The organism is Victivallis lenta (assembly GCF_009695545.1).
Lineage (GTDB): Bacteria > Verrucomicrobiota > Lentisphaeria > Victivallales > Victivallaceae > Victivallis > Victivallis lenta.
On record NZ_VUNS01000019.1, the window covers coordinates 59,114 to 73,671 of the forward strand.

A 14,558-nucleotide genomic window follows, 5' to 3' on the forward strand; every position below is an offset into this window, starting at 1 on the left:
GCAGGATTGCGAAGGTCGCCGCGAGGGATAGACCGGCCGCAGCTTTCCGATCGATCCCCCCTCCCCGGAAATCCCTGTCTTAAATTTATCATAACATACATTATGCGACGTTATATATCTGTGCGGAGAAAGCTCTCTTTGGACTGCTGTTTTTTGAGAAAAAACGGATTGCGGCTTGACAGGAATTTTATCGGCTGTATACTTTAAAGTTGCAGGTGAATTTCAGAAAGGAAAAAGAGGATGCTGTCCGATTGGTTGTGGAACAGAGAAACCGGTGATGTTTGTGGAGAAACCGTGTTGTTTACGGAGTCGGAGAGCGCAGTTCTGGCGTTTCCGGCGGAGGAGGTGACTGCGGTTTACAATCCGACGCTCGGCGCGGTTTATGCGGAAGGACGTGATTTCCGGCTGGAGCAGGGCGGCCGTGTGCTGCGCCGCCTGCCCGGTTCCACGATGCCGTTTCTGACGCGCGAGAGGTTGTATCCGTCCCCTGAACGCGCCGTCCTGTTTCCGGATGAAGGGGCAAACGCAATCGGTTCGGCGTCCGGATCCCCGACCGGGCTGGTCTGTTTCGACCGGGCGGATTTCTTTGCACGGCATCAGGTTTCAATCGATTACCGGACCCGGGCCCCCTTCCCCGCAATTCCGGCCGCCGATCCGGCGAAGTTGCCGAAGACGAGGAAATGTCTGTGCGAAAAGAAATTGCTCGATATCGCCTTTATCGGCGACAGCATCACGGACGGCTGGAATTCCACGGAAAAGGTCGGAGTTGCGCCCGGACAGGCCCCCTGGCCCGGATTGGTGACGGAACGGCTTTCCCGGCGGACCTCCTGCCGCATGGTCAACGGCGCGGTTTCCGGTTCCGGTTCGGCTTTCGGAGTGGAACATCTTGAGGCGTGCTGCCGGGAGTTCCCCCCTGCCCTGTTGTTTATCGCTTACGGAATGAATGATTTATCCCATCTTTCCGAGGAAGGGTTCGGCCGGAATATCAGTCGGATCGTCGATGCGGGGCTGGCGAAAAATCCGGATATGGAGTTCGTGCTGGTTTCGCAGATGAGCGGCAATCCGGAATGGGACCTGACTCCGGCTGGAAAAGATACGGTTTTCGCCCGGAAGCTGCGGCAGATCGCGGAAGATGGCGGCGCCCGCCTGGCCTACGCTCCGGTGAATGAACTCTGGCATGCGCTGATTGCCGGGAAGCGGTTTCTTGATGTGACCGGCAACGGGGTGAACCACCCGAACGACTACGGCCACCGCATTTATGCGGCGGCCGCAGCATCCGTTTGGGATTGACGGACGCTTCCGTTCAGCGTTTGCGGAAGAGACCGCTGGTCCACTCCCGCAATGTTTCGCGGTCGAGTTCCTCGAAACCGAGTTCGATAAAAGCGGCCGCGACACCGTCGAACTCGGTCGACAGGATTCCGGCCAGCGTCAGATAGCCGCCGGGACGGACCCAGCTGACGATATTGTTGCGGAATGCGACGAGCAGATGGCCGAGAATGTTCGCGCATACGAGATCGTACTGCTCCGCCCTGCCCTGCCAGACCGCCGCGTCGCCGACGACCGGACTGACCGTCCCGATGCGGTTCAGCGCGAGGTTTTCGGCCGCGATCCGCACTGCGTCAGGATCGTTGTCGAAGGCATCGACCGGGTCGTAGCCGCGCAGCGCCGCCGCAATGGTCAGGATGCCGGAGCCGCAGCCGGCGTCGAGCATGCTTTTGACGCCGGGCTTCCCGGCCAGGCGGTCGATCGTTTTCAGGCAGTAGTAAGTCGTTGCATGCTGTCCGGTTCCGAAGCTCATGCCGGGATCGATCTCAACGACCGCCATGCCGGGTTTGCGCTGGACATCAAGCCAGCTCGGCTTGATGACCAGCGTCTCCGAGACCGGAATGACGTCGAAATATTTTTTCCAGACTTCCGCCCAGTCCTCTTTCTTGAGTTCGAACGGTTCGATGGCGGAAATCCGCACTCCGAGCGGCGTCCACTCTTTCACGGCGTTCGTGACCAGTGCGAGGTTTTCCGCCGCCGTCTCCGGATCGGCCGCGTAGATGGTGTGGCAGACCCGCTTGTTCTCCTTGTCCTCAAAGCTGCTCGATTCCAGCTCAAGTGCGGCGAGCATTTCGGCCGCCAGGTCGAAGTTTTCCGAGTCGTCTACGAGTTTGATGCAGTAAAGCATGTCATTCATGATGTGTTCCCGTCAATGTCAATAATTCGCTGATAACCGGCAGCAGACCTTCCGCCATCCGGTGAAAACCCAGGTCGGTCGGATGCACTCCGTCGACCGTGCACTCATGCCAATCCGGCCCGGTGAGCGATTCCCCGTTCAGGAAAAAGACCAGCCGGTCGCCTGCCGCGCGGCGGCGCTCCGCCTCCGTCCGCTGATATGCAATCGCCTCTTCCGCCTCGGCGTCGTGCAGGAAATCGCTGCCGGTAACGAGCCGTTCCCGGTTCCAGCGGATCCGGCTGACAATGAGTACCGGAACAGACGGATGCGTTTCGCGCAGCGTGTCGATGGCGCCCGCCAGCGTATCGCGGATTCCGGCGCTTCCGGCATTGGCCTGATAGTCGAGCACGAAAAGCGCCGGGGTTCGCACCGCCGCGATCGCGGCGATCACCTCCGGTTCGCCTTTGCCGCTTCCGGAGAAGCCGAAGTTCAGGAACGGACGGTCGAGCATCCGGCTCAGCATGGCCGGAAATGCGCTGCCCGGCCGGGACGCACAGCCTCCCTGTGTGATGGAGGAGCCGTAAATGACGACCGGAGCCGGATTGCTCCAGGGAGCGGGCGTCTCAAGCACGGCGCCTTCGTCCAGTCCGACCGCCAATGAACCGATGCCGCTGTACAGCGGAAAATTCAGCTGGAACTCCTCCATGCCGCCCTGTTCCCGCTCCAGCAGCAGAATTTCGTATTCTGCCGCCGCCGGATCGAACCGGGCAATGCCGGAAAAGCGGCGGTGTCCGGCCGGCCCCGCATAAAGATCGAAGCCGCCGGAGCCGGTCGCCGCCATATGGTCCATCCGGCAGTGGTTTTCGAGCCGCGCCCGGAGCCGGATGCGGCGGCTGTCGGTACGGAACGTCAGCATCCCGCCCGCCGTGTGCCCGGCCAGCGCATTGACCGCCTCCGGCAGGGCGGGACTGTACGGCAGGCGCCGGAACGGTTCTCCGGCAGAGCGGAAGGCGAAGCCGTCGAGCCGGCAGCGCGAATCGTCGGCATCGATCCAGAATACACCGCCGCCGGCGCACACCTCCGCGGTTTTCATATTGGCGTCAAAGCGCCGCAGGTCGATTTTTTTCATCGTTTTTCATTCCCGTTTCCTGGCAACGGGGAAACTATACTCCGAAAACTCCGAAAATGAAAGTCCCCTCCCCTTTAAAAGCACCGTTTTTCGTGCTATATTAACGGAATAATATCAGGAAACCATCCTTTGCAAAGGAGAAGCCACCTCTATGAGTGAAACGATCATCGTCCTCGATTTCGGCTCCCAGTACAGTCAGCTGATCGCGCGGCGGATTCGTGAATGCCGGGTGTACAGCAGGATCATGCCGTTCAACACGCCGGCCGAAACCATCCGGGCGGAGCGCCCGCAGGGCATCATCCTGTCCGGCGGCCCGTCGAGTGTTTATGCCGAAAACGCGCCGAAGTGCGATCCGGCCATCTTCGAACTCGGCATTCCGATCCTCGGCATCTGTTACGGGCTGCAGCTCATGATTCAGACGCTCGGCGGAGAGATCGCCCGCGGCAGAGCGCGCGAATACGGCAAGGCGATCCTCGAAATCGCGGAGCCCGGTGAATTGTTCGTCGGCGTTTCTCCGAAGACGCAGGTCTGGATGTCGCACGGCGACAAAGTCGCACGGATGCCGGAGGGCGGGTTCCGCGTACTCGGCTCGAGCGGCAACACCGAATTCTGCGCCGTCCATATGCCGGAACGGAATCTTTACGGCATTCAATTCCACCCCGAGGTCGTTCACACGCCGGAGGGGAAAAGCATCATCGGCAACTTCTGCCGCCGGATCTGCGGCTGCGCGGGGGATTGGACGATGGAGTCCTTCATCGAACAGCAGCTGCGGGAAATCCGCGCGACGGTCGGCAAGTCGAACGTCATCCTCGGCCTGTCGGGCGGCGTCGATTCGTCGGTGGCCGCGGCGCTGATCCACAAGGCGATCGGGAAGCAGCTGAACTGCATCTTCGTCAACAACGGCGTGCTGCGCAAAAACGAAGCGGAGCGGGTCCGAGAGCTCTTCGGCCGCAACTTCGACATGAAGCTCATCTACGTCGACGCGACCGACCGCTTCCTTTCAAAGCTCGCCGGCGTCGACGAGCCGGAGAAAAAGCGCAAGATCATCGGCAATGAGTTCGTAACCGTATTCGACGAAGCCTCCGCAAAAATCGAAAACGCCGAATTTCTTGCGCAGGGGACCACCTATCCCGATGTGATCGAGAGCGTTCCGATCGACGGAAATCCCGCCGCGATGATCAAGAGCCACCACAACGTCGGCGGTTTGCCCGAAGAGATGAAATTCAAGCTGCTCGAGCCGCTGTCGCGTCTCTTCAAGGATGAAGTCCGCGAGGTCGGCCGCCAGCTCGGGCTGCCGGAGGATGTGGTCATGCGCCAGCCGTTCCCGGGACCGGGGCTCGCCGTGCGCCACCTCGGCGCGGTGACCCGCGAAACGCTCGACATTTTGCGCGATGCGGATGAAATCGTCGTCGACGAAATCAAGAAGGCCGGGCTCTATTACAGCATCTGGCAGACTTTTGCGGTGTTTCTGCCGGTCCGCACCGTCGGCGTCATGGGCGATGAACGGACTTACGACTACGTGATCGCGCTGCGCGCGGTGGAGAGCTCGGACGGCATGACCGCCGACTGGGTCCAGCTGCCGTATGACCTGCTCGGAAGGATTTCGTCCCGCATCATCAATGAGGTCAACGGCGTGAACCGCGTGGTCTATGACATCACGAGCAAGCCGCCGGGGACCATCGAATGGGAATAACATCATGCAGATCATCGGCGGATGCGCGCGCAACATCGTCCTGAACGTGCCGCCCGGCATCGGAGTGCGGCCTACGGCCGGACGCGCCCGGAAAGCGCTTTTCGACAGTCTCGGCGGGCGGCTGGCCGGCAGCTGCGTGCTCGACCTTTGCGCCGGTTCGGGTGCGCTGGCGCTTGAGGCGGCGAGCCGCGGAGCCGTGAAGGCGGTGCTGGTCGAATCCGATCCGCGCCACATCCGTGTGATCGAGGAGAACATCGAACGAGTGCGGAGAACCGGGGTCGAGTGCGAATTCGACGTCATTCAGGCATCGGCCGGGAATGTCGCGGCATATATCGGCCGCATCCCCTCCCCCGGCGTCATTTTTGCCGACCCTCCATATGCGCAGTCAGCCGCGCTGTTCGGGGAGATTCTCGGCAGTCCGCGGCTGCGGGAGCGTGCCGCCGGAGCGCTGGTCGTCTGGGAGATTCCGGACGCGCCGGGCAGCGTCGGAGAGTTCCTGAAACAGCCGCTGCTCGCCGACCGGCGGATCCGCAAATTCGGCGGAACCGATTTTCTGCTCGGGGAGGTTCCGGTATGACGCCGCATCCGTCCCGCTGGAGCTTTGCTTCGGACGCCGTGCGCGCCGAACTCGGGGAATTCCCCGAGACGCTGCTTGAGGCCGGCGAGGAGGTCAAGGCGAACCCGGTTCGCCGCGTGGTTCGTTCCGGCGGATATTTCCTGAAGTGCGACCGGCGCGGCGCGGCGCGGTTCCGCAGCGAGTGGAAGAGCGCGAAGCTCCTGGAGTCGCAGGGAATCCCTGTGGTCGAATATCTGGCCTGCGGTGAATCGTCCCGCGGCGGATGCCTCATCACTCGGGCACTGCCGGATTCCGAGTCGGTGGCGGAGTATTATTGGAGAACGTTTGTGCGAGGCGGCGCGGACCCCGAACCCTTTCTCGCTCTTTTTGCTCCCTTTTTGAAACACATTCTTGAATCGGGCCTGTTCCACCCCGATTTTCATCTCGGCAACATCCTGTACGACAAAGTGAAACGAAGCTTTGTGCTCGTCGATGCGCTCGGCGTGCGGCGGGCCGGTTTTCTGGACCGGCAGTTCCGAGCCTACCGCATGCGGCGGGTGGCCATGGAGCTGCGCGAAATCCTGAGCCGGGAACGGATGACCGCTTTTCTGTCGGCGTGCGGCATCCCGAACGCCGACGCTTTTTACGACCGTGCACTGGACCGCGAAGCCGATGCGCTCTGGCGGGAATGGCCGAAACGCCGCCGCCAGATTCTGGCCGGATATCCGAAGTTCACCCGTAAAATCGACGGCGTTCTGCATGCGGTCAATCCGTTGCGCGAGCTCGGGGAAACCGTCGACTGCGAAATCCGCGAAGGCGAGCCGGCGGAGCTCGAGAAGCTGTTCCTCGCCCATTTCTTTCTGCAGATGGCGCTGATTCCTCACCGCCGCGCGGCCGGTTTCGATCCGGGAAACGGCAGGCTTTATCTCGAGCCGATGCCGCCCGGAGCGGTTCCAGCCCGGGCCGACGACCAGCGCGAGCGGCTGGCCGCCTTCGATCTGCCGTCGGAGCTGACCGACTGGATCAGCTCCGGGGCCCGCCGGGGGGGAACGGTACGGTATTTCAATCTGGACCGGATTGCCCGGTATTTGTAACATAATAGTTCCGGAACGAAGGAAAGAGGACGCTCATGCTGGCGAAAACTTACTCGGCTGCGGTGGTCGGAATCGACGCCTTTCCGGTCGAAGTCGAAATTCATGCCGACCGGAAAGGCGCAAATTCCCCGTCGGCCGTGTCGATCGTCGGGTTGCCGGATGCGGCGGTCAAGGAGAGCCGGGACCGGGTCCGGTCGGCATTGCAGAGCTCGGGCTGTCCGCTGCTGCAGGGCACGACCGTGATCAATCTGGCTCCGGCCGATCTGCGCAAGGAGGGAGCGGCCTTCGACCTGCCCATCGCATTGGTCATGCTTGCGGCGGCCGGGGAGATCGACGGCGCAAAGCTCGCGGGCGCGGCAGTGGTCGGAGAACTCGCGCTGGACGGAACGGTCCGCCCGGTCCGCGGCGTTCTGTCCATCGCGCTGAGGATGCGGGAAGAAAAACAGGTCGGCGCGCTGCTCGTCCCCGCCGCCAATGCACAGGAAGCCGCGCTGGCCTCCGGCCGCATTCCGGTTTTTCCGGTCGGCACCCTTCGTGACGCGGCGGATTTTTTTCAGGGTAAACCGATGCTCCCCTGCCGGACTGCCGTGGCGGACGGCACGGCAGGCGACGGAAATCTGCCGGATTTCAGTGAAGTCAAAGGCCAGGTCATGGCCAGACGGGCCATGGAAATTGCGGCCGCCGGTTCACACAACGTCCTGATGAGCGGCCCGCCGGGAACCGGCAAGTCTCTCATTTCAAGCTGTCTGCCCGGTATTCTTCCGCCGATGACGCTTGAGGAGACACTTGAAACCAGCCGTATTCACAGCGTCCTCGGGTTGCTGGAGCCGGGCAAGCCGCTGGTCAACCGCCGCCCGTTCGTCGCTCCGCATCATACCGCCAGCGACGTGGGGTTGATCGGCGGCGGCAAGAATCCGACGCCGGGCGAGATCAGCCGGGCGCACAACGGAGTGCTGTTTCTGGATGAACTGCCGGAGTTCAAGCGCAATGTGCTTGAGGTCCTGCGCCAGCCGCTGGAAACCGGGAGCGTCTCCATCTCCCGCGCCAACGGCAGTTGTACCTTTCCGGCCAAATTCATTCTGATCGCGGCCATGAATCCGTGTCCCTGCGGCCGGGGAGACTACGAGCTCGGCTGCACCTGCAAGCCGGATGAGAAGCGGCGTTACCGCAAAAAGATCTCCGGACCGCTGCTCGACCGGATCGACCTTCATGTGGAGGTCCGCCAGCTGACGCAGGAGGAGCTGCTGAAGTCTCCGGACGGCGAGTCGTCAGCGGCGATCCGGGAACGGGTCATCGCGGCCCGCCGCATTCAGGAGGAGCGGTTCCGCGACCGGAATTTCCACGCCAACGGCCAGATGACCGGGCGGGACCTGCAGAAGCATTGCCGGATCGCGCCCGCCGGGCAGCTTCTGCTGCGCCAGGCGATCGCCCGCTTCAAGCTCAGCCCGCGCGCCTATGACCGTATCCTGAAGGTCGCCCGGACCATCGCCGATCTGGCGCAGTCCGAATCCATTCAGGAGAGTCACCTTTTCGAGGCGATCGGCTATCGCGGCAGCGAGCGTATCGACGCCTGAGCCGGTTTCACCGATAAAAAATGAATTCCGGCTTGCTTTTTCGATCAAAATGATCTATAATTACTGAACAGGAAGGTAGAACGTTCCACTGTTCCAGTAACGCAAGGTTGGAATTATCGAATCATGGCAACGATCAAAGAAGTGGCAAAGCTGGCGGGCGTTTCCTACCAGGCGGTTTCCGCGGTATTGAACGGCAATCTCTCGAAAGCGTCTCCGGCGACGCGGGAACGTATCTTTCTGGCGGCGGCGAAATTGAACTACCGGCCGAACCGCTCCGCCCGGAGTCTGGTCTCCGGCCGGAGCGGGATGGTCGGCATCGTCGTTCAGGATATCCGCTCGCCGTATTTCGCGGACCTCACCTGGGAGCTGCAGCGCACGGCGGACCGGAACGACCTGCAGACCATCCTGATGCAGTCCGACTGGACCGATGCGCGAATGCTCCACTGCATCTGCCAGCTCCACTCCGCTTCGGCCGACGGAATCATTTTCCTCGGCGGCGTCTCCCGGAAGGCGCTCCGGCAGGCTGGAATTCCCGACGCCTACCCGTTGATCCAGCTCGACGACGCGGTCGACACCGGTTACGACAGCGTCGGCTTCGATTACCGGCCGGGGATGGACGAAGCGTTCCGCTGCCTTCTTGAGAACGGCCACAGGCGGCTGGCCTTCGTCCACGACCCGGTTCAGCAGATGAAATACGACTCCTACTGCGAATCCTGCCGGAAGTACGGCGTGCCGCTGCGGGAGTTCCGTTACCTTTCTCCTACCGCCGCCGGAGAGGACGCCGTGATCAGCTGCGGCCATGCGGTCGCCGGAGCGGCGCGGGAGCTCGATGCGATCATCGTCGCCTCCGACTACGACGCAACGCTCCTTCTGCAGGGGATGGCCGAGCGGAACATCCGGATTCCCCGGGACCTTTCGCTTATCGCCATTGACGACACGCTGCTCAGCCGGATCGGCACGCCGCCGTTCAGTGCCATCTCGCTCGACCGCCGGGAACTGGCCGAGACGGCTTTCCGCCGCCTCCTGGCACGGATAGCGAAGCGGGAGGACGCCGCCGGTCACCGCGCCGTTCCGACGGCGCTGGTCCGAAGGCAGAGCGTTCTTCGCCGCGACAATGCCGGTTGAGCCGGACCGGGATCAACGGCCGAATTTGCTCCACGGCAGATCGACTTCGGCTCCGTCGTTCAGGATGGCGTCCATATGGAACAGAAGCGGATAATAATCGGGATTTTCACCGCGGGCGCGCAAAGCCCGCGCCACGCGCGTGATGATCACAACCGCCTCAAGCGTGACCCCTTTCAATATCTCCTGCGCTTCCGTGAACGGAATGCCGCGCCCGAGAAGCATACCGAGCCGGCGGGTGCGGCCGCCGAAGATCGTGACGTACAGATCCCCTGCCCCCGGCAGTTCTCCGGCCAGCGCGCCGTCGCCGCCGGCAAGGCTCACGATGCGTCGCATCTCAAGGCAGCTCTGCGCGAACAGTGCGGCCTGCGGATTGTAGACCGGGTTCCGGTCCGGCGCACCCGGCGTGCAGAGCGCCTCGGCTGCCGCCGCGTCGAATTCTCCGACCTCGCGGTCGGCGATTCCGACTGCGAGCGAGACTCCCATTGCATAGGCGTTTTTCAGGGCGACACATCCTTCCACGCCCATGACGTCGGTCGTAAGCTGAATGTGATAGTAGTCCGTGGACAGCAGCGCACGGATTTTTTCCAGCACGGCAAGGTCGGCGCCGCAGAAGTAAACCATGGTGTGACGGCGCTCAAGCAGTTCGAAGCAGATGCAGGGGCCGCCGATCGCGTTGAACGGGATCATTCCGCGTTTCTCCTCCGGCAGCCGTTCCGCGAGCAGGTGCGGGAACGGCGTAAGCGTTCCATCCGGCCCGTCCTGCAGCCCTTTGGTGACCGACAGCACCGGGACGCCGGGACGCAGCAGCGGCAGGACATGTTCGGCGAACCAGTCGACGCCGAAACTGCTGACTCCGCCGATGACCAGTTCCGCGCCTTCAAGCGCCTTGTCGAGTTCTTCGGCCTGAAATGCGGCGACTGCCGCCGGCAGCTGCTGATGCAGCGTGGGATGAAAGCCGGTTTCCCGGACGGAGTCGATGATTTCGCGGTCGAGCGGAGTTCCGACCAGCCGGATTTCGTGGCCGTTGTCGGCGGCGGGACCGGACATGGCCGACCCCATCATGCCGGCGCCGACGATGGTGATGATGCTCATATGGATTTCCTTTCATATGGTTGCGGTTTCAACAGATGAATGATCCGGTCCGGCGCATTCGAAGTGATCGTGTCGACGTCGCAGTCGAGCATCCGGCGGAGCTCCTCCTCATTGTCGGCGGCCCAGGAATCGACTTCGATGCCGAGAGCGTGCAGTTTGGCCGAGAAGGTTCCGGAGAGTTCTCCGCGCGACACGCCGACGCGCCGGACCAGTTTCAGATACCCCTCCTTCTCCGGCAGCCCGAGTTCCGATTCGTGAATGAAACCGTGCGGGAACACATTCTCATTCATTCCTCTGGCGAAATAGAGCATGCCGGGCTGGAAGCTGATGATCGAGCAGTTGCCGAGACGGTTCCGGCGTTCGAGCTCCCGGATTACCTTCCGGGCGCAGACGCAGTCGTCCTCCTTCAGCTCGACGCAGAGATAGAGTCCGGGACGTCTCTCCTCGACGAGATCGAGCACTTCCGTCAGCGTCGGGATGCGCGTTCCGGCGAATTCCGGCGCTTTCCAGCTGCCGAAATCGAGACGGCGCAACTCTTCGAAGGTGAGATCCCGCACCTGTCCGGTTCCGTTGCTGCAGCGGTCGATCCGGTCGTCGTGCGTGATGACCAGTTCGCCGTCCCGCGACATATGAACGTCGAATTCGATGGCGTCGACGTCCAGCCGCAACGCCTGCTCGAAGGCCGGAAGCGTGTTCTCCGGGTACGTCGCGGAAAGTCCGCGATGGGCGATCAGCATCTTTTTCCGTTTCATGATTCAGCAAACCCCTCCCTGTTGGTCTGGCCGAATATAGAGCGTTCCATCTCCCGCCGCCAGTGCATTCGAACATGAAACAGAGAATATTTTTGCAAATGAACAGAAAACATGATTATTCGATCACGTTTCGATTTGCGATTTGCGCACGGAACGGTTATGTTGTACGGAAACAGGAGGATTCTTTCATGCGGAACGAATACGAAAAAACGGTTCTCCGGCTTCTGGCCGGGCGGGATTTCATCGCGACGGAGGAGGTCGCCGGCCTGATCGGCGCAAGTCCTGCGACGGCGCGCCGGCTCATCAACCGCCTGGCCGAGAACCGGCTTCTGCGGCGGGTGCACGGCGGAATCCGGCCGCTGCCGCCCGAATCGAACCCGTCGATTCCGTTCGGATTGCGGGAACAGTGGTTCAGCGAAGAGAAGCGCCTGCTCGCGGCGGAGGCGTTGAAGCTGGTCCGCCGCGACAGCGTGCTGTTCATCCACGGCGGCTCGACGACGGCCTGTCTCGGCAGCGGCATCGAGAGCGGCAGCGTGATCACAAACTCCCTCCGCCTCGCGGAGCTGCTGCGGGAGCGTTTTCCGGCCGACGACGGGCCGGAGGTCATTGTTCCGGGCGGCACGCTCGACCGCAAAGCCGGCATCCTGACCGGAACGCGCGCCGAACGGGCGATCGGCTGCTACCATGCCGACGCGGTATTCTTTTCGGCGCGCGGCCTCGACGCCGAAGGCGTACTCGACACAAGCGACGCCACCGCAGGGGTCGCCCGGGCGATGATTGAGCACGCCCGGCTCGCCGTCATGCTGGCCGACCACAGCAAATTCAGCGGTGACGGCATGGCCCGGATGGTGTTCTGGAGTCAGGTCGATGTCCTCGTGACGGCGGACCGGACCGAAAACCGCCCGCTGCTCGACACCATTCGGCGGCAGGGGGTCAAAGTTATCACAGTTCCCGCTGCGGAATGACATTTCGACACGAGGATTCATAAAAAAGGATTATCTGACTTGATTTTCAATTAATTCCTTGTTATATTAATTCTTACAATACTTATTAAAAGTCTTGTATTAATTTGAGACATGCATTGAAATGAATGAAATGAACGGTACCGGAATTCGTCTGCGGGAGTTGAATTTCGAGCTGCTGAAAGCTGTGCTGAAAGTATATCCGGGCGGAGTCACCAAGCAGTTTCTGGCCGAGAAAACCGGCCTGAGCCTCGCCACCTGCGGAACACTGGTGACGGAACTGGTAAAGACCGGCGAAGTGCTAGAGTCGGCTCGTTCCGCCTCCGGCGGCGGGCGCCCTCCCCGGCTCTATACCTACAATAATACCTATGCCATGAGCGCCCTGCTTCATCCGGCAGTCGAAAACGGCGTCCGCATACTGACCTGCTGTGTGGCGGATGCGGCGGGTCGGATCATCTGGCGCGAATCGCATTCGCCGGGAGTGATCGATTTCGGGACGCTTGCCGGAGCGCTCGCCACGGCGGCAGAACGCTTTCCGGTCCGGGCGGCTGCCGTGTCGTTTCCGGGCCCGGTCCGGAACGGCCTCCCCGCTTCCCGCGAACTGCCGGAGCTCGACGGACAAAATTTAACCGGACGGCTGCAGGAACGTTTCGGGTTCGCGGTCTGTCTCGACAATGACATGAATTTTGCCGCCGCCGGTTATTACAACCGGTTCGTCCGCCATGCGGAGAAATCCCTCTGCTACCTTTCATTCCCGCCCGGACGTTATCCGGGCGGCGGGATCATCGTCGACGGGAGGCTGACCCGGGGCTTCTCCGGATTCGCCGGAGAAGTCTCGTTTCTTTCCTTCGGCATCAGCCGGGGACAGCAGGCGCTGAGGCTGGCGAACCGCAACGGCCTGATCGGTCAGATTGTCGATACGCTGGCGGCGCTCGCGGCCGTGGTGAATCCGGAGATTGTCGTGCTGGCCGGAGAACTTCCGGAGGAATCGATGCGCGAACCGGTCATGAAGCTGAGCCGAGAGCTCATTCCGGCGGAACATCTTCCCGCTCTGGTGTTTCGCGGCGATCCGCTCGACGACTGTCTGTTCGGCATGTCGCTGGCCGCCCAGGAGCTGCTCGCCCCGCCCGTGCGGCTGGTCCGGCGGCGCTGAAACTGCGTCGAACGCAAATCTCGTTTTTTCCGGCGGCAAAAGAAATCGATTTTTTTTCATTTCCGGTTTGGAAATTCATAAAAACGCTGTATTTTATACTTTGTAAATCACATTAACAAAGAGGAAACATGGCGTCTTCTTCCGAAAAGCTTCTGCTTCTGCTGCTCCGGCAGGGTTCGTGTTCGCGGGCCGATCTGGCCAAGAGCATGTACCTGAGCCGTCCGGCGGTGTCGTCGCTGGTGGACGGGCTGATCCGGCAGGGGATTCTGCGGGAATCAGGATGCGGCGTGTCGAGCGGCGGCAAGCCGCCGATTCTGCTGACGCTCGAACCGGACCGGTTTGCGAGCATCGGAATCGACATCGGCCACGAGTCTCTGCTGCGCGGCGTTCTCTGCAATGCGGCCGGGACTCCGGTCGTAACCCGGGAGATTACACACGACAACCGTTTCGAAACCATTCTTGAACAGGCGGCCCGGCTGGTCGGAGAGCTGAAGGACGCGGCCGCGGCTCCGGTCTGCGGCGTCGGCGCCGCCATAGCCGGGCAGATCGACCATGCGTCGAACGAGATCGTTTATTGCGCGAACTTCCCGCTGAAACGGCGGAATTTCGCCGGTCTGCTCTCCGAACGGACCTCGCTGCCGGTTCTGCTGGAAAACCGGGCGCGCACCGCCGCTTTATGGGAATACTATTTCGGCGCGGCCGGACGGACGGAGGACTTCATCTTCATCTCGGCCGAGCGAGGCATCGGCACTGCCATCTACCTGGGAGGACGGCTGCTGCAGGGGCGCTCCGGTGCGGCGGGGGAAATCCGCACGTTGTGCGTCCCCTCCCCCGACGGGTGTTCCCTGCTGCCGATCGAACAGGCGATGAGCGAAAAGTTTCTGCTTGAATATGCGGGCGGCAATCCCGATGCGGCTTCGCTGGCCGAAGCATGGAAACGGCGCGAGCCGGGTGCGGTGACGGCGATCGGCTATCTGTCGGATGCAACGGCTTATGTCATCACGTTCCTGACCATGCTGCTTGATCCGGCCCAGATCGTGCTCGGCGGCCGTTTCCGCGACCTCGGAACCGAATTTGCGGCCGGACTGGAAGCGCGTCTCGCCGTGGAACCGGTCCGTCCTCTGGCGATCACAATCTCCGAAAGCGGCCGCATCGGAGCTGCGCTCGGGGCGGCGCTGAAGGTCATCATCGAGAACATCAATAAGGAGACGGCGTAGAAGCGCCGTCGCCAACATTAACATACGCTCCGGCCCGGCGCCGGAGGCAA

13 protein-coding genes are annotated in these 14,558 nt (G+C 62.0%); 9 read left to right on the plus strand and 4 right to left on the minus strand.

Features of this window, described 5'->3' with window-relative positions; all coding sequences use genetic code 11:
• The first annotated feature begins 294 nt into the window (after window positions 1-294).
• Entirely contained in the window at window positions 295-1,290 is a 996-nt protein-coding gene (locus FYJ85_RS15655) for a GDSL-type esterase/lipase family protein (protein WP_206213235.1), read from the plus strand.
• A 13-nt stretch (window positions 1,291-1,303) separates the two neighbouring features.
• On the opposite strand, the gene FYJ85_RS15660 is transcribed toward FYJ85_RS15655, so the two are convergent.
• Together FYJ85_RS15660 and FYJ85_RS15665 are read right to left on the minus strand one after the other, a co-directional pair.
• Window positions 1,304-2,182, minus strand: coding sequence for a 50S ribosomal protein L11 methyltransferase (locus tag FYJ85_RS15660; protein WP_154419451.1), 879 nt, complete (start codon window positions 2,180-2,182; stop codon window positions 1,304-1,306).
• Complete coding sequence (locus FYJ85_RS15665; RefSeq protein ID WP_106051347.1) at window positions 2,175-3,290, minus strand: SGNH/GDSL hydrolase family protein; 1,116 nt, start codon at window positions 3,288-3,290, stop codon at window positions 2,175-2,177. The genes FYJ85_RS15660 and FYJ85_RS15665 overlap by 8 nt, the downstream gene beginning before the upstream one ends.
• 151 nt (window positions 3,291-3,441) lie before the next feature.
• Between FYJ85_RS15665 and guaA the strand changes: the two genes are divergently transcribed.
• From guaA to FYJ85_RS15690, 5 genes are all read left to right on the plus strand, one after another.
• Window positions 3,442-4,983, plus strand: coding sequence for a glutamine-hydrolyzing GMP synthase (gene guaA / locus FYJ85_RS15670; protein WP_154419452.1), 1,542 nt, complete (start codon window positions 3,442-3,444; stop codon window positions 4,981-4,983).
• A gap of 4 nt (window positions 4,984-4,987) precedes the next feature.
• Window positions 4,988-5,560: an RsmD family RNA methyltransferase gene (locus FYJ85_RS15675; protein WP_177994792.1), complete on the plus strand. Its 573-nt coding sequence runs from the start codon at window positions 4,988-4,990 to the stop codon at window positions 5,558-5,560.
• Window positions 5,557-6,633 (plus strand): hypothetical protein, encoded by a 1,077-nt coding sequence (locus tag FYJ85_RS15680; RefSeq protein WP_106051341.1) that lies wholly within the window; start codon window positions 5,557-5,559, stop codon window positions 6,631-6,633. The genes FYJ85_RS15675 and FYJ85_RS15680 overlap by 4 nt, the downstream gene beginning before the upstream one ends.
• A 35-nt stretch (window positions 6,634-6,668) precedes the next feature.
• Window positions 6,669-8,207, plus strand: a complete 1,539-nt coding sequence (locus FYJ85_RS15685; RefSeq protein ID WP_106051339.1) for a YifB family Mg chelatase-like AAA ATPase — start codon at window positions 6,669-6,671, stop codon at window positions 8,205-8,207.
• Between the two features lie 123 nt (window positions 8,208-8,330).
• Window positions 8,331-9,332 carry a LacI family DNA-binding transcriptional regulator gene (locus tag FYJ85_RS15690; protein WP_154419454.1) on the plus strand — a complete coding sequence of 334 codons (1,002 nt, stop codon included), beginning with the start codon at window positions 8,331-8,333 and terminating at the stop codon, window positions 9,330-9,332.
• Window positions 9,333-9,344: 12 nt separating this feature from the next.
• Here FYJ85_RS15690 and FYJ85_RS15695 read toward each other — a convergent pair whose 3' ends face one another.
• A complete protein-coding gene (locus FYJ85_RS15695; protein WP_154419455.1) occupies window positions 9,345-10,424 on the minus strand; it encodes a glycerol-3-phosphate dehydrogenase in 1,080 nt (359 codons plus the stop codon).
• Entirely contained in the window at window positions 10,421-11,176 is a 756-nt protein-coding gene (locus tag FYJ85_RS15700) for a glycerophosphodiester phosphodiesterase (protein WP_154419456.1), read from the minus strand. The genes FYJ85_RS15695 and FYJ85_RS15700 overlap by 4 nt, the downstream gene beginning before the upstream one ends.
• A gap of 188 nt (window positions 11,177-11,364) precedes the next feature.
• Between FYJ85_RS15700 and FYJ85_RS15705 the strand changes: the two genes are divergently transcribed.
• From FYJ85_RS15705 to FYJ85_RS15715, 3 genes are all read left to right on the plus strand, one after another.
• Window positions 11,365-12,141, plus strand: coding sequence for a DeoR/GlpR family DNA-binding transcription regulator (locus tag FYJ85_RS15705; protein ID WP_206213236.1), 777 nt, complete (start codon window positions 11,365-11,367; stop codon window positions 12,139-12,141).
• 121 nt (window positions 12,142-12,262) lie between these two features.
• A complete protein-coding gene (locus FYJ85_RS15710; protein WP_154419458.1) occupies window positions 12,263-13,291 on the plus strand; it encodes an ROK family protein in 1,029 nt (342 codons plus the stop codon).
• Window positions 13,292-13,419: 128 nt separating this feature from the next.
• Window positions 13,420-14,508 (plus strand): ROK family transcriptional regulator, encoded by a 1,089-nt coding sequence (locus FYJ85_RS15715; protein ID WP_154419459.1) that lies wholly within the window; start codon window positions 13,420-13,422, stop codon window positions 14,506-14,508.
• The last annotated feature ends 50 nt before the right edge of the window (window positions 14,509-14,558 follow it).